General features: G+C 57.3%; 20 protein-coding genes and 1 pseudogene. 15 read left to right on the forward strand and 6 right to left on the reverse strand.

All coding sequences use genetic code 11. The features are described from left to right. Window positions 1-241: 241 nt before the first annotated feature. A complete protein-coding gene (locus V8J88_RS09235; protein ID WP_338849126.1) occupies window positions 242-829 on the forward strand; it encodes a rhomboid family intramembrane serine protease in 588 nt (195 codons plus the stop codon). A gap of 37 nt (window positions 830-866) precedes the next feature. Here V8J88_RS09235 and V8J88_RS09240 read toward each other — a convergent pair whose 3' ends face one another. Together V8J88_RS09240 and V8J88_RS09245 are read right to left on the reverse strand one after the other, a co-directional pair. Then, on the reverse strand, window positions 867-1,505 hold the full coding sequence (locus V8J88_RS09240; protein ID WP_338849127.1) for an SAM-dependent methyltransferase: 639 nt from the start codon (window positions 1,503-1,505) through the stop codon (window positions 867-869). Window positions 1,506-1,531: 26 nt separating this feature from the next. Next, complete coding sequence (locus V8J88_RS09245) at window positions 1,532-1,981, reverse strand: YaiI/YqxD family protein (RefSeq protein WP_338849859.1); 450 nt, start codon at window positions 1,979-1,981, stop codon at window positions 1,532-1,534. A 108-nt stretch (window positions 1,982-2,089) separates the two neighbouring features. On the opposite strand from V8J88_RS09245, the gene V8J88_RS09250 reads away from it, so the two are divergent. Beyond that, the gene (locus tag V8J88_RS09250) at window positions 2,090-4,291 is read left to right on the forward strand and encodes an OsmC domain/YcaO domain-containing protein (protein WP_338849128.1); all 2,202 of its coding nucleotides are present in this window, start codon (window positions 2,090-2,092) and stop codon (window positions 4,289-4,291) included. Window positions 4,292-4,324: 33 nt separating this feature from the next. Here the strand turns inward: V8J88_RS09250 and V8J88_RS09255 are convergent, their stop codons facing one another. Then, entirely contained in the window at window positions 4,325-4,975 is a 651-nt protein-coding gene (locus V8J88_RS09255; RefSeq protein ID WP_338849129.1) for a nucleoside-diphosphate sugar epimerase, read from the reverse strand. Window positions 4,976-5,108: 133 nt separating this feature from the next. On the opposite strand from V8J88_RS09255, the pseudogene V8J88_RS09260 reads away from it, so the two are divergent. From V8J88_RS09260 to V8J88_RS09285, 6 genes and pseudogenes are all read left to right on the forward strand, one after another. After that, window positions 5,109-5,384: pseudogene (locus V8J88_RS09260) on the forward strand (antitoxin of toxin-antitoxin stability system). Next, window positions 5,381-5,653 (forward strand): type II toxin-antitoxin system RelE/ParE family toxin, encoded by a 273-nt coding sequence (locus tag V8J88_RS09265; protein WP_338849130.1) that lies wholly within the window; start codon window positions 5,381-5,383, stop codon window positions 5,651-5,653. The pseudogene V8J88_RS09260 and the gene V8J88_RS09265 overlap by 4 nt, the downstream one beginning before the upstream one ends. A 106-nt stretch (window positions 5,654-5,759) precedes the next feature. After that, window positions 5,760-6,404, forward strand: coding sequence for a 7-carboxy-7-deazaguanine synthase (queE, locus tag V8J88_RS09270; RefSeq protein WP_338849131.1), 645 nt, complete (start codon window positions 5,760-5,762; stop codon window positions 6,402-6,404). A gap of 19 nt (window positions 6,405-6,423) precedes the next feature. Further along, window positions 6,424-6,870: a 6-carboxytetrahydropterin synthase QueD gene (gene queD, locus V8J88_RS09275; RefSeq protein ID WP_338849133.1), complete on the forward strand. Its 447-nt coding sequence runs from the start codon at window positions 6,424-6,426 to the stop codon at window positions 6,868-6,870. Then, window positions 6,863-7,381 (forward strand): tRNA adenosine(34) deaminase TadA, encoded by a 519-nt coding sequence (gene tadA / locus V8J88_RS09280; RefSeq protein ID WP_338849860.1) that lies wholly within the window; start codon window positions 6,863-6,865, stop codon window positions 7,379-7,381. Before queD ends, tadA begins: the two co-directional genes overlap by 8 nt. 5 nt (window positions 7,382-7,386) lie before the next feature. After that, entirely contained in the window at window positions 7,387-9,054 is a 1,668-nt protein-coding gene (locus tag V8J88_RS09285; RefSeq protein ID WP_338849134.1) for a wax ester/triacylglycerol synthase family O-acyltransferase, read from the forward strand. A 71-nt stretch (window positions 9,055-9,125) separates the two neighbouring features. Here the strand turns inward: V8J88_RS09285 and V8J88_RS09290 are convergent, their stop codons facing one another. Together V8J88_RS09290 and V8J88_RS09295 are read right to left on the reverse strand one after the other, a co-directional pair. Next, window positions 9,126-9,452 (reverse strand): cupin domain-containing protein, encoded by a 327-nt coding sequence (locus tag V8J88_RS09290; protein ID WP_338849135.1) that lies wholly within the window; start codon window positions 9,450-9,452, stop codon window positions 9,126-9,128. A 58-nt stretch (window positions 9,453-9,510) separates the two neighbouring features. Continuing rightward, window positions 9,511-10,206 carry a C40 family peptidase gene (locus V8J88_RS09295; protein WP_338849136.1) on the reverse strand — a complete coding sequence of 232 codons (696 nt, stop codon included), beginning with the start codon at window positions 10,204-10,206 and terminating at the stop codon, window positions 9,511-9,513. Window positions 10,207-10,564: 358 nt separating this feature from the next. On the opposite strand from V8J88_RS09295, the gene V8J88_RS09300 reads away from it, so the two are divergent. The 6 genes from V8J88_RS09300 (at window position 10,565) to V8J88_RS09325 (ending at window position 17,602) form a co-directional block, all read left to right on the forward strand. Further along, a complete protein-coding gene (locus V8J88_RS09300; protein ID WP_338849137.1) occupies window positions 10,565-10,972 on the forward strand; it encodes a heme-binding protein in 408 nt (135 codons plus the stop codon). 182 nt (window positions 10,973-11,154) lie between these two features. Next, window positions 11,155-11,808, forward strand: a complete 654-nt coding sequence (locus tag V8J88_RS09305) for a hypothetical protein (RefSeq protein WP_338849138.1) — start codon at window positions 11,155-11,157, stop codon at window positions 11,806-11,808. Between the two features lie 218 nt (window positions 11,809-12,026). After that, complete coding sequence (gene carA, locus V8J88_RS09310) at window positions 12,027-13,193, forward strand: glutamine-hydrolyzing carbamoyl-phosphate synthase small subunit (RefSeq protein ID WP_338849139.1); 1,167 nt, start codon at window positions 12,027-12,029, stop codon at window positions 13,191-13,193. Continuing rightward, on the forward strand, window positions 13,186-16,416 hold the full coding sequence (gene carB, locus V8J88_RS09315; RefSeq protein WP_338849140.1) for a carbamoyl-phosphate synthase large subunit: 3,231 nt from the start codon (window positions 13,186-13,188) through the stop codon (window positions 16,414-16,416). The genes carA and carB overlap by 8 nt, the downstream gene beginning before the upstream one ends. 228 nt (window positions 16,417-16,644) lie before the next feature. After that, window positions 16,645-17,121: a transcription elongation factor GreA gene (gene greA, locus V8J88_RS09320; RefSeq protein WP_338849141.1), complete on the forward strand. Its 477-nt coding sequence runs from the start codon at window positions 16,645-16,647 to the stop codon at window positions 17,119-17,121. Beyond that, window positions 17,105-17,602 carry a DUF4149 domain-containing protein gene (locus V8J88_RS09325; protein WP_338849142.1) on the forward strand — a complete coding sequence of 166 codons (498 nt, stop codon included), beginning with the start codon at window positions 17,105-17,107 and terminating at the stop codon, window positions 17,600-17,602. Before greA ends, V8J88_RS09325 begins: the two co-directional genes overlap by 17 nt. Before the next feature lie 36 nt (window positions 17,603-17,638). Here V8J88_RS09325 and yhbY read toward each other — a convergent pair whose 3' ends face one another. Next, window positions 17,639-18,109 (reverse strand): ribosome assembly RNA-binding protein YhbY, encoded by a 471-nt coding sequence (gene yhbY / locus V8J88_RS09330; RefSeq protein WP_338849143.1) that lies wholly within the window; start codon window positions 18,107-18,109, stop codon window positions 17,639-17,641. Between the two features lie 38 nt (window positions 18,110-18,147). Between yhbY and V8J88_RS09335 the strand changes: the two genes are divergently transcribed. Then, window positions 18,148-18,792, forward strand: a complete 645-nt coding sequence (locus V8J88_RS09335) for an RlmE family RNA methyltransferase (RefSeq protein WP_338849144.1) — start codon at window positions 18,148-18,150, stop codon at window positions 18,790-18,792. Window positions 18,793-18,892 lie beyond the last annotated feature (100 nt).

Here is an 18,892-nt window from a genome sequence, read left to right on the forward strand (position 1 = left end):
TCGCCATGTGCGTCAAATTGGAGGCAGCAAAGGTGAGGATCGTCTGACATTTGACTTTGGCCAAGCCGACAAATCGTGTCTTACAATGGATAGGAGCTGGCAGTGAGTGCACCAGCCCCGTCTGGTTCTCTTGGGAACTTAGGAGGAATTCTGTTTTGGCATGTATTGCGACAGCGGGCGGCTTCCATCAATGCATTAATTTCCTTCTAATGATTTCAGAAATTTCCAAAGAAACAAAGCCATGAACCAATACAAAAAACACGGCATCCTCGGCGCAATTTCGATTCAAGCCAAAGTCCTGGCGCTGTTGATTGGCCTCATGTGGCTTGAAGAAGTGGTCGATTTTGTGCTGCGTGGTGCGCTCAATCAATATGGCATTGTGCCGCGCAGCTTGATAGGTTTGCGCGGAATCGTGTTGGCGCCATTTCTGCATGGCAATTTCACACATCTCATCGCCAATACCCTGCCTTTTGCCGTCCTGGCCTGGTTTGTGATGCTGCGCAGCATGCGGGATTTTGTGACGGTCAGCTTGTTGGTGATGCTGATTGGCGGCTTGGGCACATGGTTGGTCGCTGCGAGTAACACGGTGCATATCGGCGCCAGCGGCATGATTTTCGGCTATCTGGGTTTTTTGCTGGCGCGCGGTTTTTTTGAGCGCAGTTGGATGGCTGTTTTACTGTCTGTCGCGGTGGCCTTTGTGTATGGCGGCGCTCTATGGGGCGTGCTGCCGGGGCAAGCGGGCATTTCCTGGCAAGGACATTTGTTTGGCTTTGTTGGCGGCGTGCTGGCGGCGAAGTGGACGCCGGTAAAGGCCAAACCGCGCCGATGAGGCGCGGCTTGCTTTGCGCGGAATCTGTTCAATTCCCTTATTTCGGATAGTGAAACCCGGTGCGGATATCCATAGGCCGCAGCCGCCCGCCATCGCGCACCATCAGGCGCTGCGGCGGCTCGTCGCCGGCCAGCGCGCGCTGGATGGGCGGCAAGCCTTCGCTCTTGCGCATGGGCGTATCGCCGCGCTGATAGACGTTATTGCATTGTGTGGCTTTGATCAGGGCTTGCGCAATCGCCACTTTCCACAGCTCGACGCCAGCAGCGTTGAACTGGCACACCAGATAACCATCAGGGCCGCCATAGCTCTGCACCAGCAAGCCGGGCAAGCCTTCCTGCTCGCCGTCAATCAGCAAAAACAAGTCCTGCGGATCGGCAGCCTGCAGTGCGGCGGCGCGTTTGCTGAAGGCGGCTTGCACGCGCCGTTTGATCATGGCGTGGTCGATCGGCTCGTCTTCGCGCAAGGTCCAGACGCGCGCAGCGGCGACCTGGGATTTGGCGTTATAGGCGGCGCGCGCCAGAAATTGGCGCGCTGAGGTTTGCACCAGCGCTGTGCTGCCCGGCGTATTGCGCTCCTTCGGCGTGCCTTCGACTTTTTCGATGGCGGTGGCGTAAATCAGCGGGTCGCCGGCGAGCAAGCGTTTTTCCTTGCCTTGTTTGATGGTGATAATCAGCATATTTTCTGTATTTCCTGTGTTGGTGATTACTTCGCCCGGCGCGCCAATTCCCGATCCAGCGCATTGGCGAAGTTTTGGCGGTCGGCCTGGTTGAACGGGGCCGGGCCGCCGGTATCGACGCCGGCGCCGCGCAGTTCTTCCATGAAGGCGCGCATGCTCAGTTGCTGGGCAATCGTGTCCTTGGTGTACCACTCGCCGCGCGGATTGAGCGGCAGACCACCTTTTTCCAGCACCTGCGCAGCTAATGGAATGTCGGCGGTGATGACGATGTCGCCGGGGTTGAGCCGGGCTAGGATTTCGGCGTCCGCCGCATCCGCGCCCGCTGGCGCCTGAAATGCGCGGATGAAACGCGAGCCGGGCACGCGCAGCAATTGGTTGGCCACCAGGGTGAGCTGGAGTTGGCGGCGCTCGGCCAGCCGGTACAGAATATCCTTGATGACGGCAGGGCAGGCGTCAGCATCAACCCAGATGTGCATAGTGTGAGGGGGCAGAGTTACAGGACGCCACATTGTAAAGCATCCTTCATCCCCGCCTTGGGCGATAATACGGCCTTACGCATTTTGCCCACCAATTTTGGAATCCCCATGGAAATCAAGGTAAATTTTCTCGACAAGCTTCGTCTTGAGGCCAAATTTGACGACTTCACCGTCATCGCAGACCAGCCGATCCGCTACAAGGGCGACGGCTCCGCGCCGGGGCCGTTTGACTATTTTCTGGTTTCCTCGGCCATGTGCGCCGCCTATTTCGTGAAGCTGTATTGCAATACGCGCGATATCTCGACCGAGAATATCCGTCTCTCCCATAACAATATTGTCGATCCGGAAAACCGCTATAAGCAGACTTTCAAGATTCAAGTCGAGTTGCCGCCAGACATTTCAGAGAAAGACCGCATCGGCATCCTGCGCTCGATCGAGCGCTGCACGGTCAAAAAAGTGGTGCAGGCCGGGCCGGATTTTGTGATTGAAGAAGTGGCGAATCTGGATGCTGATGCGCAAGCGCTGCTGGCGGTTTCACCGACTAACGAAACCAGCACCCGCATCCAGGGGAAGGATTTGCCGCTGGAACAGACCATCGCCAATATGAGCGCGACGCTGGCCAAATTGGGCATCAAGATTGAAATCGCCTCCTGGCGCAATATCGTGCCCAATGTCTGGTCGCTGCATATTCGCGACGCCCATTCGCCGATGTGTTTCACCAATGGCAAGGGGGCGAGCAAAGAAAGCGCGCTGGCCTCGGCGCTGGGCGAATACATTGAACGCATCAGTTGCAACCATTTTTATGCCGGCGAATATTGGGGCGAAGAAATCGCCAATGCGTCCTTTGTGCACTATCCCGAAGAGCGTTGGTTCAAGCCGGGCAAGCGCGATACGCTGCCGCCTGAGATCCTGGACGAATACTGCCTCGATATCTTTAATCCGGAAGGCGAGTTGCAAGGCTCGCACCTGATCGACACCAATTCCGGCAACAAGGCGCGCGGCATTTGTGCGCTGCCCTTCGTGCGCCAGTCGGATGGCGAAACTGTCTATTTCCCGGTGAACCTGGTGGAAAACCTGTTTGTCAGCAATGGCATGAGCGCCGGCAATACCCTGGCCGAAGCGCAGGTGCAATGTCTGTCAGAAATCTTTGAGCGCGCCGTCAAGCGCGAGATTTTGGAAGGCGAAATCGCCTTGCCCGATGTGCCGCAAGAGGTGCTGGCCAAGTATCCCGGCATTCTGGCCGGCATTCAGGGGCTGGAAGAGCAGGGCTTTCCGGTGCTGGTGAAAGATGCTTCGCTGGGCGGGCAGTATCCGGTGATGTGCGTGACTTTGATGAATCCGCGCACCGGCGGCGTATTTGCCTCCTTTGGCGCGCATCCCAGCTTTGAAGTCGCCTTGGAGCGCAGCCTGACCGAGCTGCTGCAGGGGCGCAGCTTTGAAGGCTTGAATGATTTGCCGCCGCCCACCTTCAGCAGCGAAGCCGTGACTGAGCCTTACAACTTCGTCGAACACTTCATTGATTCGAGCGGGATTGTGTCCTGGCGCTTCTTCAGCGCCAAGGCCGATTATGAGTTTGTCGAGTGGGACTTCTCGGGCCAGGGCGAGCATTCCAACGTGCAGGAAGCCGCCACCTTGTTTGGCATCCTCAAGCAGATTGGCAAAGAATCGTATATGGCGGTGTACCAGCATTTAGGGGCGACTGCCTGCCGCATCCTGGTTCCTGCGTATTCAGAAATTTATCCGGTCGAAGACCTGGTGTGGGACAACACCAATAAGGCCTTGCTGTTCCGCGCCGATATTCTGAACCTGCACAAGCTGGATGATGACAAGCTGGAGGCGTTGCTGGACAGGATGGAAAACAATGAGCTGGATGAGCATGGCGATATTGCGACCCTGATCGGCATCGAGTTTGATGAAAACACAGTCTGGGGCCAACTCACCGTGCTGGAATTGAAGCTGCTGATTCACCTGGCATTGCAGCATTACGAGGAGGCGCTGGATCTGGTCGGCGCATTCTTGCAATACAACGACAACACGGTCGAGCGCCGCCTGTTTTATCAAGCCATGAAGGCCGTGCTGGAAATTGCGCTGGATGATGAACTTGCGCTGCAAGACTACGAAGCCAATTTGCGCCGCATGTTTGGCAATGCGCGCATGGACGCGGTGATCGGCTCGGTGGATGGCAGTGTGCGTTTCTACGGCCTGACCCCGACCAGCATGCAACTCGACGGACTGGAGCGGCATGCGCGCAAGCTTGACAGCTACCGCAAACTGCACGCGGCGCGCGCCAAGGCGGTTGCAGGGCAGTGATCTTGCAACTGGGCGATGGTCAAGGCGCAGCGCTTAAGCATGCGCCCGCAAGGCGCCGGACAGCAGGATCTCAAGCCCGCTCCCATGCGGCACATGCTGCAATAAAGCCCTGGCCACCGGCTGCGCCCCTATCGGCTTGTAATTCGCCGGAATCAAAAAGCCCAACAGCCTGCCGGCCGCTGCGCCCCATTCTTCGCCGGGGCGCTCAGGCTGGCCCAGGGCTTTTCTGTCGCCCGTCAGCATCGAAGGCCGCGCAATCACCAGACGGGTGAACGCCATCGCCTGCAAAGCCTCTTCCAATTCGCCTTTGACACGGCTGTAAAACACGGCCGACCTGGCATGCGCGCCCATGGCGCTGACCAGTCCCGCGCGCGTGGCTCCGGCCGCCAGCGCGGCTTTGGCCACCGCCAGATTGGCGTCAAAATCCACCGCGCGGAAAGCCGCCTGACTGCCGGCGATTTTGATGGTTGTGCCCAGCGCCAGATACACTTCATCAGCGGGCGGCAGGGCGGGCAGATGGTGAAAATCCACCACATGCGACTGTAATTTGGTGTGCGTGGCGGCCAGCGGGCGGCGGCCCAGGCTGTGGACGCGGCCCACCGTTGGGTCGGCCAGCAAGCCGGCTAAGATTTCCTGCCCCACCAGGCCGCTGGCCCCGGCGATGATGACGTTGCGTGTTGTCATGGCGACTCCTTTCGCTATCTATTTTATGCGCCGGGGATGCATCCTGGCGTCAGGTTTTTAAGGCGTGTTGAAGTGCAGTATGACGTTATGAAAACGTATATACTTCTTTCGTATCAAACCAGGGAATGAGACCATGTCTAAAGAAGCTGTTTTTACGATGAAGCTCGAAGAAGAGTTGCGCGCCGACTTTTTGGCGGAAGCGTAAGCGGCGCATCGGCCTGCTTCGCAGATTATGCGGGAACTGATGCGCGAATTTGTGCAGAACCAGCGTCAGGCGCGTGAGTATGAGGCTTTTCTGAGTCAGAAAGTGGCGGCGGCGCGCGCTTCCATGCAAGCCGGCGTTGGTCACGATAATGATGAAGTGGAGGCCATGTTTGCGGCCAGGCGGGCTGCCGTAAAAACGGCATGAAAGTAATCTGGACGCCGCAGGCGCTGCAAGACCGTGAAGCGATCTGGCTCACGATTGTACAAAATAAGCCGCAAGCGGCATCCAAATTGGATGAGGCGTTTAGTGAGGCAGCGGTAAAACTGGCCGTGCATCCCATGTTTGGGCGTGTCGGCCTGCTTCATGCCACCCGTGAATTGATCGTGCATCAAAACTATCGTCTGGTATATGAGATTGATCATGAGGAAGTTTGGATATTGGCGCTTGTGCATGCCGGGCAGAGCTGGCCATGATTTTTGCTGGCGGCTGCAGATTTCACGCCAGCCGCCAAGCGCCGCACAAATACATTACAATGCACGGCCCCCTCTGTTTGAGGGGGTTTTGTTTTGAGAGAAGGCTATGACATACAGCGTCAAAGAAATGTTTTACACCCTGCAGGGAGAAGGCGCACAAAGCGGGCGGCCTGCAGTGTTTTGCCGTTTTTCCGGTTGCAATCTGTGGACCGGGCGCGAGCAGGATCGCGCCACTGCGGTGTGCCAGTTTTGCGATACCGATTTTGTCGGCACGGATGGCGTGGACGGCGGCAAGTTTGCCAGCGCGGATGAATTAGCGCAGAAATTGGCCAGCTTGTGGCCGGCAGGGCAGGGCCATCGCTACGTGGTGTGCACCGGCGGCGAGCCGCTCTTGCAACTTGATGCGCATTTGATTGATGCGCTGCATGCGCAGGGTTTTACGATTGCGATAGAAACCAATGGCACCTTGCCGGTGCCGCCCGGAATTGACTGGGTCTGCGTCTCGCCCAAATTAGGCTCGGAATTGGTGGTGACGCGCGGCAATGAAATTAAAGTGGTCATTCCACAAAGCAAGCCGGGATTGCTGCAGGATTTGCATTATTATCAAGGCCTTGATTTTGAACACTTTTTTCTGCAGGCCATGGATAGCGCCGGGCGTGATTTGAATCTGCGCCTGGCGATTCAGACATGTAAGGACATGCCGCGCTGGCGCTTGAGCCTGCAAACACATAAACTGCTGCAAATCCCCTGAGCGCAGCCAGGAATACAATATGATTACGATTACCCGCAAACTGGAATTCGACGCCGGCCACCGCATTCCAGACCATAAAAGCCAGTGCCGCAATTTGCACGGCCACCGTTACACCCTCGAAATCACCTTGCAGGGCAAAGTGATTGAACTGGAGGGCAATTCTGATAATGGCATGATCATGGACTTTTCCGATGTCAAAGTGCTGGCCAAACAGCATTTGGTGGACGTCTGGGATCATGCGTTTTTAGTCTATGAGCAAGATCACGCTGTGCGTGAGTTTTTGCAAAGCCTGCCGGGGCATAAAACCGTCATCATCAGCCGCATTCCCACCGTGGAAAACCTGGCGCAAACCGCCTTCGACATTCTGAAAGCCGCCTACCGCGACCGTTACGGCACCGGCCTGCGCTTGAAAAAGCTGGTCTTGCACGAAACGCCGAACTGTTGGGCGGAGGTGAATGATGAATGATGAAATTTATATGCGCGAAGCCTTGAGCCAGGCGCATAACGCCTGGGCCTTGGGCGAAGTGCCGGTCGGTGCAGTGGTGGTGAAAGACGGTCAGATCATCGCCACCGGCTTTAACCAGCCGATTGGCAGCGGCGACCCGACTGCGCATGCCGAAATCATGGCTTTGCGCGCCGCCGCAACGCTGCTTGGCAACTACCGCCTGCCGGGTTGCGAGTTGTATGTCACCTTGGAGCCGTGCGCGATGTGCGCCGGGGCCATGATGCATGCGCGTCTGGCGCGCGTGGTGTATGGCGCCTCCGATCCCAAGACCGGCGTTTGTGGTTCTGTCACCAATTTGTTTGCCGAGCCGAAACTCAACCATCATGCGCAACTCTCCGGTGGCGTGTTAGCGCAAGCCTGCAGCGATTTGCTGAAAGATTTCTTTGCACAACGCCGCCAACAGGCGCAACTGGCGCGCGCTCAGGCTCCCGAGGCCATGGTGGTGCGTTATTTTGAAGCGGAAGACGAATAATTCCCATGAAAATGCAATATTTAAGCGCGCTTGACGCCAGTTTCCTGCACATGGAAACGCCGGAAATGCCGATGCATGTCGGCGGCATGAATCTGTTTGAATTGCCGCGCGGTTTTGACGGCGATTTTTACGAAGTCGTGAAGCGCCATGTGCAGCAGCGCTTGCATCTGGCGCCGATTTTCACGCGCAAGCTGGCCTTGATGCCGTTTGAATTAGCCAACCCGGTTTGGATTGAAGATGATGCGCTGGACCTGGATTACCATGTGCGCAAAATCGTCTTGCCCAAGCCCGGCAGCCTGGCGCAATTGCAAGCTTATGTCGGGCGCCTGCATTCCAGCCTGCTCGACCGCAGCCGCCCCTTGTGGGAGTTTTATATATTTGAGGGCTTGGAAAACGGCCAGGCGGCGTTTTACTCCAAGATTCACCATGCCGCCCTCGATGGTCAGGGGGCTGCGGCCTTAGCGCAAGTCTTGCTGGATATTTCTCCTGTGCCGCGCGATGTGCCGCCGCCTTTGCTCAAGCGCAAGCAGGCGTATCAACCCAGCGTCAGCGAATTATTGAGCGCCGCCGCGCAAGACGCTTGGCGCCAAAGCGTGCAGATCGCCAAAACCTTGCCGCAGGGCGTCAAAGCCGCCGGCGCATTGCTCAAACATGCCTGGGAGGCGCGCGGCCAGGAACACGCCAAAACCGGCGTCGGTTTTGCCCCGCGCACCCCCTTGAATGTATCAGTCACGAATCAACGCCTGTTTGCCACCGCCAGTTTGCCGTTCAATGAAGTCAGGGCGATTGCCAAGGCGTTTGAGGTCAGTGTCAATGATGTGGTGCTGGCGACTTGCAGCGGCGCTTTGCGCGCCTGGCTGGCGCGGCATGCGGCGCTGCCTTCGCGCTCGCTGTTGACGGCGATGCCGGTCAGCCTGCGCCAAGAGGGCAATACCGATTTGAATAATCAGGTCAGTATGATGCGCATGCATCTGGCCAGCAATATCGCCGACCCTGTCAAACGTTTGCAGCGCATCCATGCCCACGCCAAGACCCTGAAAAAAACGCTGGGCAGCGTGAAATCGGTTTTGCCGACCAATCTGCCGAGTATCGGCCTGCCCTGGTTGATGACCGGCTTAACCTCTTTTTATGCGCGCTCGCGTCTGGCTGACCGCATGAGTCCGCTGGCGAATCTGGTGATTTCCAATGTGCCGGGGCCGCAAATGGATTTATATCTGGCCGGCGCCAAAATGCTGAGCAACTTCCCGGTGTCGATTGTGGCGCATGGCATGGGCTTGAATATCACCGTGCAAAGCTATGCCGGCAAACTCGATATCGGCATGATCGCCTGTCGCCGTGCGATGCCGGATCTGGCTGATTTTGCCGAGATGATGACAGAAGCGCATGCTGAATTGCTGGCAGCCGCCAAAGCTGTTGTCGCGTCTGATGTTGGTGAAAAGCCGGCCAGCGAGGGAAAAGCGCGCCGTCGCGCCGCAGCCAAGGCAGTGAAGCCTGCCGGGGCGGAAAAGGCAGCTAAACCGGTTAAACCGGCCAAGTCGGCTAAGGCGAAGCAGACAGAGGCGGTGGCCGATGCGTCTGCGCCAGCCAAACCAAAACGCACGCCACGCGCGAGAAAAGCGCTACAGACGCCGCAAGACGGGCATACAGAAGAACCTGGGCGTACTGCTGACTGAATCGCCAGACTGCGCTTACATCCGGCCCCGCCAGTATGCATGTGTCAATCCAGCAGGATGCCGGGGGGGGATTATTTTGGCTCCGGAGGCATATGCAGCGCCAACCACACGGTCTGCTGCGCCGGGTCAGTCCAACTGACGCGATGCTTGCAGCCGGCGGGAATCCAGCGCCAGTCGCCCGGCTTCAAGTCGCAGCGCTGACCGTCTTCCCATTCCAATTGGGCTGCGCCTTGCAGCACCATCACCCATTCATCTTTTTCCTGTTCAAACCAGCCTTGCGCCGGCGCGGTCTGCCCTTGCGAGACGATGCGTTCAAGCATGATCTCGCCGCTTTGCAGCAGCGGCGTGAATAATTCCTCAGTCAGCGCAGGTGGAATGTTTTCAAACAGATTTGGCATAGCGGCGGCAGAAAAACAAAAGCGGCCAAGAGGCCGCTTGAGTTGGATTGGCGGAAAGTCAGCGTGCAGACGCTGAGGCTGAAGAGGCCGCCGCTGCATTGCCCGCCATATTGCTCAAGGCGGCCGCAGCTTTTTGGTCTTCGATACGGCGTGCGCCATTAAAACGCTGTTTCCAGTAGCTCAAGTCCATACTTTCGATGCGCACCTGGCCGCCGGAAGAGGGGGAATGAATGAATTTATTGTCGCCCAGATAAATCCCGACATGGGAAAAACCTTTGCGCATGGTGTTGTAAAACACCAGATCGCCCGGTTGTAAATCCTGCGGCATGATTTGTTTGCCGACGCGGCTGATTTCTTCTGCCGTGCGCGGCAGGGTGTTGCCCCAGGCTTCTTTGAACACATGGCGCACCAGACCGCTGCAATCAAAGCCGCTTTCCGGCACATTGCCGCCACGGCGATAATTCACGCCCAACATACCCATGGCCTGCATCACCAATTCCGAAGCGCGGCTGGTGATGTCTTGCAATTTACCGAGGGGTTTGGCATCAGTGGCGGGTGGGGTGGCGGCAGCCGGGGAGGTGGAGGGTGCTGCGCTGGCTTGCATGCTGGCCAGTGCGGCTCCCAGCGGGTCGTTTTCAATCGCCATCGATTGCAGGGAGACCGCGACCAATAAGGCGCACAGGCCGTAACGGGACTTCTTGCTCAGAACGCCAGTCTTGGCTGAGAGGCTCTCACGGGTGGTCAGTCTTGTCATCGCTGCAACCTTTCAAACAAACACCGGGGCACTTTAAGGGAATTAGAGCCGCATGTCAAAAAAATTTTTACAGTTGTATGAAAAATGTTTCTCCATCCTGGCTTGATGGTGTTAATATTTTTCCTTATGGCAATTATTTCTGATTGATTGGCAAAAAGCAGTACTGATGTTCTCTTGCGCATTGATTTTATTCAACTTCTTGCCACCGCATTTTTCTCTGTTGTGTCCCCAATAAATGTGATGCTGATCACTGCGGCTTGCAAAAGCCTGTTTCGCGCTGTTTAGCGGACTTTCGCGCACGCCGGCTGCGCTGCGCGTACAATCAACTTCCGATGTTTTTTGATGCAATGGAGAAGCGATGCAAAACAAACCTGTACTTGAATTGGCCGATGTGAAAAAAATCGCAGCGGCAGCGGAACAGCATGCGCTGGAAAACAGCTGGGCGGTGGTGATTGCGATTGTGGACGCCGGCGGCCATTTGCTGTGGTTGCAGCGCATGGATGGCGTGGCGCCGATTTCCGCCCACATCGCACCGGCCAAGGCGCAAACTGCTGCGCTGGGCTGCCGCGAAAGCCGGATTTATGAAGAGAGCATCAATAATGGCCGTTATTCCTTCCTCAGCGCGCCCTTGGTTGAGGGCATGTTGGAAGGCGGCGTGCCGATTATGGTGGCTGGGCATTGCGTCGGGGCGGTTGGCGTGTCCGGCGTCAAATCTGCCGATGATGCGCAAATCGCCAAGGCCGGCATTGCAGCGCTGACTGCTTGAGCCAGGCATGCCGGCGGGGCCGTCGCCGGCATATGCAATTCATAGCCGGCCTTGACTTCCGCGCTTTTTCCGAGAGCATCAGCGCTCCTCAATTACTCCACATTTGGCCTGCACAATCCTGACATCGCCAGCCAACACACAAGCCCCGCTGCTGGCAGGTTTTTGACATGAAAGGAAACGCCATGCCTTGCATTATCTACACCCCGACCCCGCGCTCCGTCACGACCGATGATGATTACATTATCTACAGCTCAGTAAGTGAATTGATGAGTTATAACAGCTCCAGCCGTGAGGCCTGGAATAATGGCAAGGCTGGTCTGGATGAGCTGGGCAAGGGCGGCGTGCTGTATCTGGTGGGGCATGGCAATGCCGGCAGTGCGATTGGCGCGCATGGCAAAGGCATGACGCCGGTGAATGAAAAGGAATTGCTGGCGCAGTTGTTGGAAGAAGGCTTGCCACTGACGCCATCCGCGCCGCTGACTATTCACGCCTATTGCTGCTGCAGTGCAACCAAGGTGCGTCAAGACTATCGCGGCGCCTTGCAGACCCCGTTTGCTGAGCGCTTTGGCAAGCTGTTAGCGGACGCCAAGGCCGACAACATCACCCTGATAGGTTATGCCGGCTTTCTCAAGAAAAAAACGCACACGATGCACTATGTCTGTCACGATGAAGCCAAGATTGAATGGCAAAACAGCAGCGGGGCCAGCATGACTTGGCAGATTGACGGCGGGGTGATTACGAAAATGGGGACAAATGAGTGGGAGCAGAGCGTGCAAAGCAATTTCCATTTGTTCAGAAAAAATTCTGTCTACTTTGATATCAAGCCATCCAAGTAAGGAGGATGCGGAAGATTGCTGCGCTGCAATGCTTGTCGGCAACAGGGCCATCTGTTATAATTTCAAGGTTTGGCCCTTCCAACATAAGCCATTGCGACTTCATCGTGAAGCGGGCTGCGCCGCCAGTTCCAAACGTGCTGATGATCTTTTTGATGATCTTTTCAGCTCTGCGGCAGCGGCCCTGGTGATGTCGTTGGTGAAACTAACAGGAGTTGCCCTTGCCGCAGTTTTTCTTTGGCTCTGCCGTCCCCGCCATCCTGGCCCTGGCTGACGGAACCATCTTTAAAGGGGTATCCATTGGCGCTACCGGCCATACCACCGGTGAAGTGGTGTTCAATACTTCGATCACCGGCTATCAGGAAATCCTGACCGACCCCAGCTACAGTCGGCAAATCGTAACCCTCACTTATCCCCACATCGGCAACGTCGGTGTGAACCCTGAAGATGTCGAATCATCCCGCGTGCATGCCGCCGGTTTGGTGATCCGGGATCTGCCCATGTTGGCCTCCAACTTCCGCAGCACGCAATCCTTGTCTGACTACCTGAAGGCGGAAAACATCGTCGCCATTGCCAATATCGACACCCGCAAATTAACCCGCTTATTGCGTGAAAAAGGCGCATTGGGCGGCGCGATTCTGGTGGGCGAGCGCGGTGAGCCGCCATCCGTCGCCACGGCGCTCGAATTGGCGCAATCCTTCCCCGGTCTGTCCGGCATGGATTTGGCCAAGGTGGTCAGCAGCCGCGAAGAATACGCCTTTACCGAAGGCGAGTGGGAGCTGGGCCAGGGCTACAGCAAAGTTGGCGATGGGCGTTTCCATGTGGTGGCGTATGACTTTGGCGTCAAACGCAATATTTTGCGCATGCTGGTGGCGCGCGGTTGCCGCGTGACCGTGGTGCCGGCGCAAACCCCGGCTGCGCGCGTATTGGAACTCAAGCCGGACGGCGTTTTCCTCTCCAATGGCCCGGGTGACCCGCAACCATGCGATTACGCGATTGAAGCGGCGCGCACCCTGATTGACGCCGGCATTCCAACCTTTGGCATCTGCCTGGGGCATCAAATCATGGCGCTGGCCTCCGGCGCGCAAACCCTGAAAATGAAATTCGGCCATCATGGCGGCAACCATCCGGTGCAAGACAAAGACACGGGACAGGTGTTAATCACTTCGCAAAACCATGGTTTTGCAGTGGACGCTGAGAGTTTGCCGGCGAATTGCCGTGTGACCCATGTTTCGCTGTTCGATGGCAGCCTGCAAGGCTTTGCCCGCACCGACCGCCCGGCGTTTTGCTTCCAGGGACACCCCGAGGCTTCGCCCGGCCCGCACGACATCGCCTATCTGTTTGACCGTTTTGTGCACTTGATGCAACAGGAGAAGACTCATGCCTAAGCGCAGCGACATCAAGCGCATTTTGATCATTGGCGCCGGCCCCATCATCATCGGCCAGGCCTGTGAATTTGACTATTCCGGCGCGCAGGCGTGCAAAGCCTTGAAGCAGGAAGGCTATGAAGTCATCCTGGTCAACAGCAATCCGGCCACCATCATGACCGATCCGGACATGGCGGATGTGACCTATATCGAACCGATCACCTGGCAGGTGGTGGAGCGCATCATTGCCGCTGAAAAGCCGGATGCGATTCTGCCCACCATGGGCGGTCAGACCGCGCTCAATTGCGCGCTCGACTTGCACCGCCATGGCGTGCTGGAACGCTACAAAGTCGAGCTGATCGGCGCCACGCCGGAAGCCATCGACAAAGCCGAAGACCGCTCCAAATTCAAGCAAGCCATGACCAAGATCGGCCTTGGCTCGGCCCGCTCCGGCATTGCGCACAGCATGGACCAGGCCTGGGAGGTGCAGCGCTCGATCGGTTTCCCGGTCATCATCCGTCCCAGCTTCACCATGGGCGGCACCGGCGGCGGCATCGCCTACAACCCGGAAGAATTTGAAGCCATCTGCAGGCGCGGTCTGGAAGCCTCGCCCACGCGCGAACTCTTGATTGAAGAGTCGCTGATCGGCTGGAAAGAATTCGAGATGGAAGTGGTGCGCGACAAGAAGGACAATTGCATCATCGTCTGCTCGATTGAAAACCTGGATCCGATGGGCGTGCACACCGGCGACTCAATCACTGTGGCCCCGGCGCAAACGCTCACCGACAAGGAATACCAGCTGATGCGCAACGCATCGCTGGCGGTGCTGCGTGAAATCGGCGTCGATACCGGCGGCTCGAATGTGCAATTCGCCATCAATCCGGTCGATGGCCGCATGATTGTGATTGAGATGAATCCGCGCGTTTCACGCTCTTCTGCGCTGGCCTCGAAAGCCACCGGTTTTCCTATCGCCAAAGTGGCGGCCAAGCTGGCGGTCGGCTTCACGCTGGACGAGTTGCGCAATGAAATCACCGGCGGCGCCACGCCGGCGTCGTTTGAGCCTTCCATCGACTACGTGGTGACCAAGATCCCGCGTTTCACCTTTGAAAAATTCCCCATGGCTGATCAGCATCTGACGACACAGATGAAATCAGTGGGCGAGGTGATGGCGATTGGCCGCACTTTCCAGGAATCTTTCCAGAAAGCCCTGCGCGGTCTGGAAGTGGGTGTCGATGGCTTGAATGAAAAAACCAAGGACACTGAAAAACTGGAGCAGGAATTAGGAGAACCCGGCCCGGATCGCATCTGGTATGTGGGCGACGCATTTGCGCGCGGCTACACGGTGGAAGAAGTGTTCAACCTGACCAAGATTGATCCCTGGTTCCTGGTGCAAATCAAGGAAATCGTGGATATCGAGCTGTGGCTGGAAAAACAAACGCCGGCTGTGCTGGAGGCTGACTTGCTGCGCCGCCTCAAGCAAAAAGGCTTTGCTGACCGCCGTATCGCTTCTTTGCTGAAAATCAAAGACAGCGAAGTGCGCGCGCGCCGTCATGAATTCGGCATTCGCCCGGTGTACAAACGGGTGGATACCTGCGCGGCAGAATTCGCCACCGACACCGCTTACATGTATTCGACCTATGACGAGGAATGCGAAGCGCAGCCGACGGATAAGAAGAAAATCATGGTGCTGGGCGGCGGCCCGAACCGGATCGGCCAGGGCATCGAATTTGATTACTGCTGCGTGCATGCGGCGCTGGCGATGCGTGAAGACGGCTATGAAACCATTATGGTGAATTGCAATCCGGAAACCGTTTCCACCGATTACGACACTTCCGACCGGCTGTATTTTGAATCGCTGACCCTGGAAGATGTGCTGGAAATCGTGGCGCTGGAAAAACCGGTGGGCGTGATTGTGCAATACGGCGGCCAGACCCCGCTCAAGCTGGCGCTGGATCTGGAAGCGAACGGCGTGCCCATCGTCGGCACCTCGCCGGACATGATTGATGCGGCGGAAGACCGCGAGCGCTTCCAGAAATTGCTGCACGATCTGGGCTTGCGTCAGCCGCCCAACCGCACCGCACGCGCCGAAGCCGAAGCCATCGCCTTAGCGGATGAAATCGGTTATCCGCTGGTGGTGCGTCCCTCCTATGTGCTGGGCGGGCGCGCCATGGAAATCGTGCATGAGCAGCGGGATTTGGAGCGCTATATGCGCGAAGCGGTGAAAGTCTCCAACGATTCGCCGGTTTTGCTTGACCGCTTCCTGAATGATGCGGTGGAAGTCGATGTGGATGCGATTTGCGATGGCGAACATGTCTTCATCGGCGGTGTGATGGAGCATATCGAACAGGCTGGCGTGCACTCGGGCGATTCGGCCTGCTCGCTGCCGCCGTACTCGATTGCGCCGGAAACCGTGGCCGAACTCAAGCGCCAAACCGCCTTGATGGCGCGCGGCTTGAATGTGGTTGGTTTGATGAATGTGCAATTCGCTATCAAGCAGGGCGAAGCCGATGGCAAGCTGGCTGATACCGTGTATGTGCTGGAAGTCAATCCGCGCGCCTCGCGCACCGTGCCTTTCGTCTCCAAAGCCACCGGCTTGCAACTGGCCAAAATCGCGGCGCGTTGCATGGTCGGGCAAAGTTTGGCGGCGCAGGGCATTAGCGCAGAAGTCACGCCACCGTTCTACAGCGTCAAGGAAGCGGTGTTCCCCTTCGCCAAATTCCCTGGCGTGGATACTTTGCTCGGACCGGAAATGAAATCCACCGGCGAGGTGATGGGCGTGGGCAAAACTTTTGGCGAAGCCTTCGTCAAATCGCAACTGGGCGCCGGGGTGCGCTTACCGCAGGCCGGCACGGTGTTTTTGAGCGTGAAGGCGGGCGATAAGCCGCGCATCGTGCAAATTGCGCGCGATTTGCAAAGCCTGGGCTTTGCCCTGGTGGCCACCAAGGGCACGGCGGCGGTGATTGATGCCGCCGGGGTGCCGGTGCGCGCTGTCAATAAAGTGTTGGAAGGCCGTCCGCACATTGTGGATATGCTGAAAAACAATGAGATCGCGCTGGTCATCAACACGGTGGAAGAAAAGCGCAGTGCGATTCTGGATTCGCGCACCATCCGCACATCCGCCTTGCAGGGCCGGGTGCCGACCTATACCACGATCTGGGGCGCTGAAGCTGCAGTCGAGGGCATGCGACAGCTGCAATCATTGCAGGTGTATCATTTACAAGGTCTGCATAAGTCTTTACACTAAACGGCTTTCGCAGGTTGTGCGCCAAACTGGCGCACACAGCTACAAAGGCTGCAGCAGTGCGCTGCGGCCTTTGTGGTTTTTTGGGGGGAGGCTGGCCTTGGCCGCTCCAGACATGATGCGATTGCGCGGCCCGTCGCGCCAATCTCATCTGGCTGGCTTGGCTGGCGGCTTGTCTTCCTTTGTCCAGCTCCGGCGCTTGCGCCGGATTGTTACTTTTTCAGGTAAAACATGAGTTCAGTACCCATTACCAAAAATGGCGCCGAATTGCTGCGCGCAGAGCTGCATCAATTAAAAACCGTGGAACGGCGCGCGGTGATTGAGGCGATCGCCGAAGCGCGTTCGCACGGCGACTTATCGGAAAATGCTGAATACGATGCGGCCAAGGAAAAGCAGAGTTTCATCGAAGGCCGCATTGCAGAATTGGAAGGTTTGTTGAGTTCTGCGCAAATCATCGATCCGTCCCAGATCGACGCTGACGGGCGCGTGGTGTTCGGCTCCACGGTTGAGCTGGAAGATCTGGAAAACGAGCAGAAAGTCACCTATCAAATCGTCGGCGTGGACGAAGCCGACCTCAAACAATCCAAAGTTTCTTACACCTCGCCGATTGCGCGCGCCATGATTGGCAAATCTGTAGGCGATGTGATCATGGTGCAAGCCCCGTCCGGCGTTCGTGAATATGAAGTGATGGATGTCAAATACATCTGAAATTCCGCGCATCAACCCCTGGGCGCAGTTGCGCATGCAACTGGCCGCCCTCTGGCTGGGCAGTTTTTTGACCATCGGCTTGCTGGCGGCGCCGGCTTTGTTTGAGCATTTGCCAAGGCAGAGCGCAGGCAAGGTGGCCGGCGCATTTTTTGCCTCGCAAGCCGTGGTGTCCCTGGTGTCGGGTCTGCTGCTGGCCGGCTTGCTGTGTCTGGAGCCTGCTTTGCGCCGCGCCCGCGCAATCTGGTGTTTGCTGGGCGCCGCCTTGCTGCTGCAGGCGCTCAATCATCTTGGCTTGCGCCCTGAAATCGGCGCTTTGCGCGACGCGATAAATCAGCAGGAGGCCTTGCTCAAAGCAATGCAGGGCAATGCTGATCTGCTGCAGGAAATGCGCCAGCGTTTTGGCCTGCTGCACGGCGTTTCTTCCGGCATTTGGCTGTTGCAGGCCGCCGCGATTGCGGCCCTGTGCTGGCGTTTGCGCTGACGGGCGCGCATTCACACCCGCCGCTCAATGAACAGATCAGTTTTTCGCAGCCGTCTTTTTGCTGCTGACCTGGCGCACCTTGGCGCGTTTGATGCTGCCGCCAGCCGTCACGCGCTCATTACCCTTGATCACCACTTTCTTGACGCTGGGGCGCTTCGTGCCGCTCGGGCTGGGCTTGACGATCACCACTTCACGCAGGCCGGGGCCGCGCGCGCCGCGCTCGCTTTTTTCCGCCTCCTTCTTGGGACGGTAGATCACCAGCAATTTACCGATGTGCTGCACCGGCGCGGCATCCAATTCGCTGCAGATTTGCTCATAGATGGCGACGCGCTCTTCGCGTTCGTCGCCCAACACGCGGATTTTGATCAGGCCGTGCGCATCCAGACTGCTGGAGATTTCATTCATCACAGCTTCAGTCAGGCCTTCAGCGCCGATCATGACGGTGGGTTTCAAACCGTGGGCTTCGGCGCGCAACAGGCTGCGCTCGGCAGGGGTCAGTTTCAACATAATTCTCAACTTGTTCAATAAAACCTGTATTTTACGCGATGGCCAAAAACAAATTAAACAAAAACTGGTTGCATGATCATATCAACGATCCCTACGTCAAATTGGCGCAGAAGGAAGGCTACCGCGCGCGCGCGGCTTACAAGCTCAAAGAGATCGATGAGGAAGAAAAATTGATCAAAGCGGGCCAGAATATTGTTGACCTCGGCGCCACCCCCGGCTCCTGGTCGCAATATGTGCGGCGCAAACTGGCCGGCGCCGAGGGCGGCGGCATCCACGGCGCCATCATCGCGCTGGATCTGCTGGAAATGGAGCCGATTGCCGATGTCCATTTCATTCAGGGCGATTTCCGTGAAGAAGACGTGTTGCGCCAGCTGGAAACCATCGTCAGCGGTGAAAAAATCGATCTGGTCTTATCCGATATGGCGCCGAATCTGTCCGGAATTGCCGATGTCGATGCCGCGCGCATGGAATATCTGCTCGAATTGGCGGTGGAATTCGCGCGCGCCCATCTCAAGCCGCAGGGCGCATTGCTGGTGAAATGCTTTCGCGGCCCCGGCTTTGATCCGGTCTTGCAAATGTTCCGGCGCGAATTCAAACAAGTCCAGCAAAAGAAGCCCAAGGCCAGCCGGGACAAGTCTTCCGAGCTGTTTTTACTCGGGCGCGGCGTGAAAAATCCATTATGAGATTGAATATCGCTTGAAATCCGCCAAGATGGCCCCATCATTGCCGCGATCCGCCTTTGTTTGTTTACGCCCGGTTTGGCAAGGCTTACGCAAACAGGGT

The sequence above is a fragment of the Massilia sp. W12 genome, assembly GCF_037300705.1.
GTDB lineage: Bacteria > Pseudomonadota > Gammaproteobacteria > Burkholderiales > Burkholderiaceae_D > JACPVY01.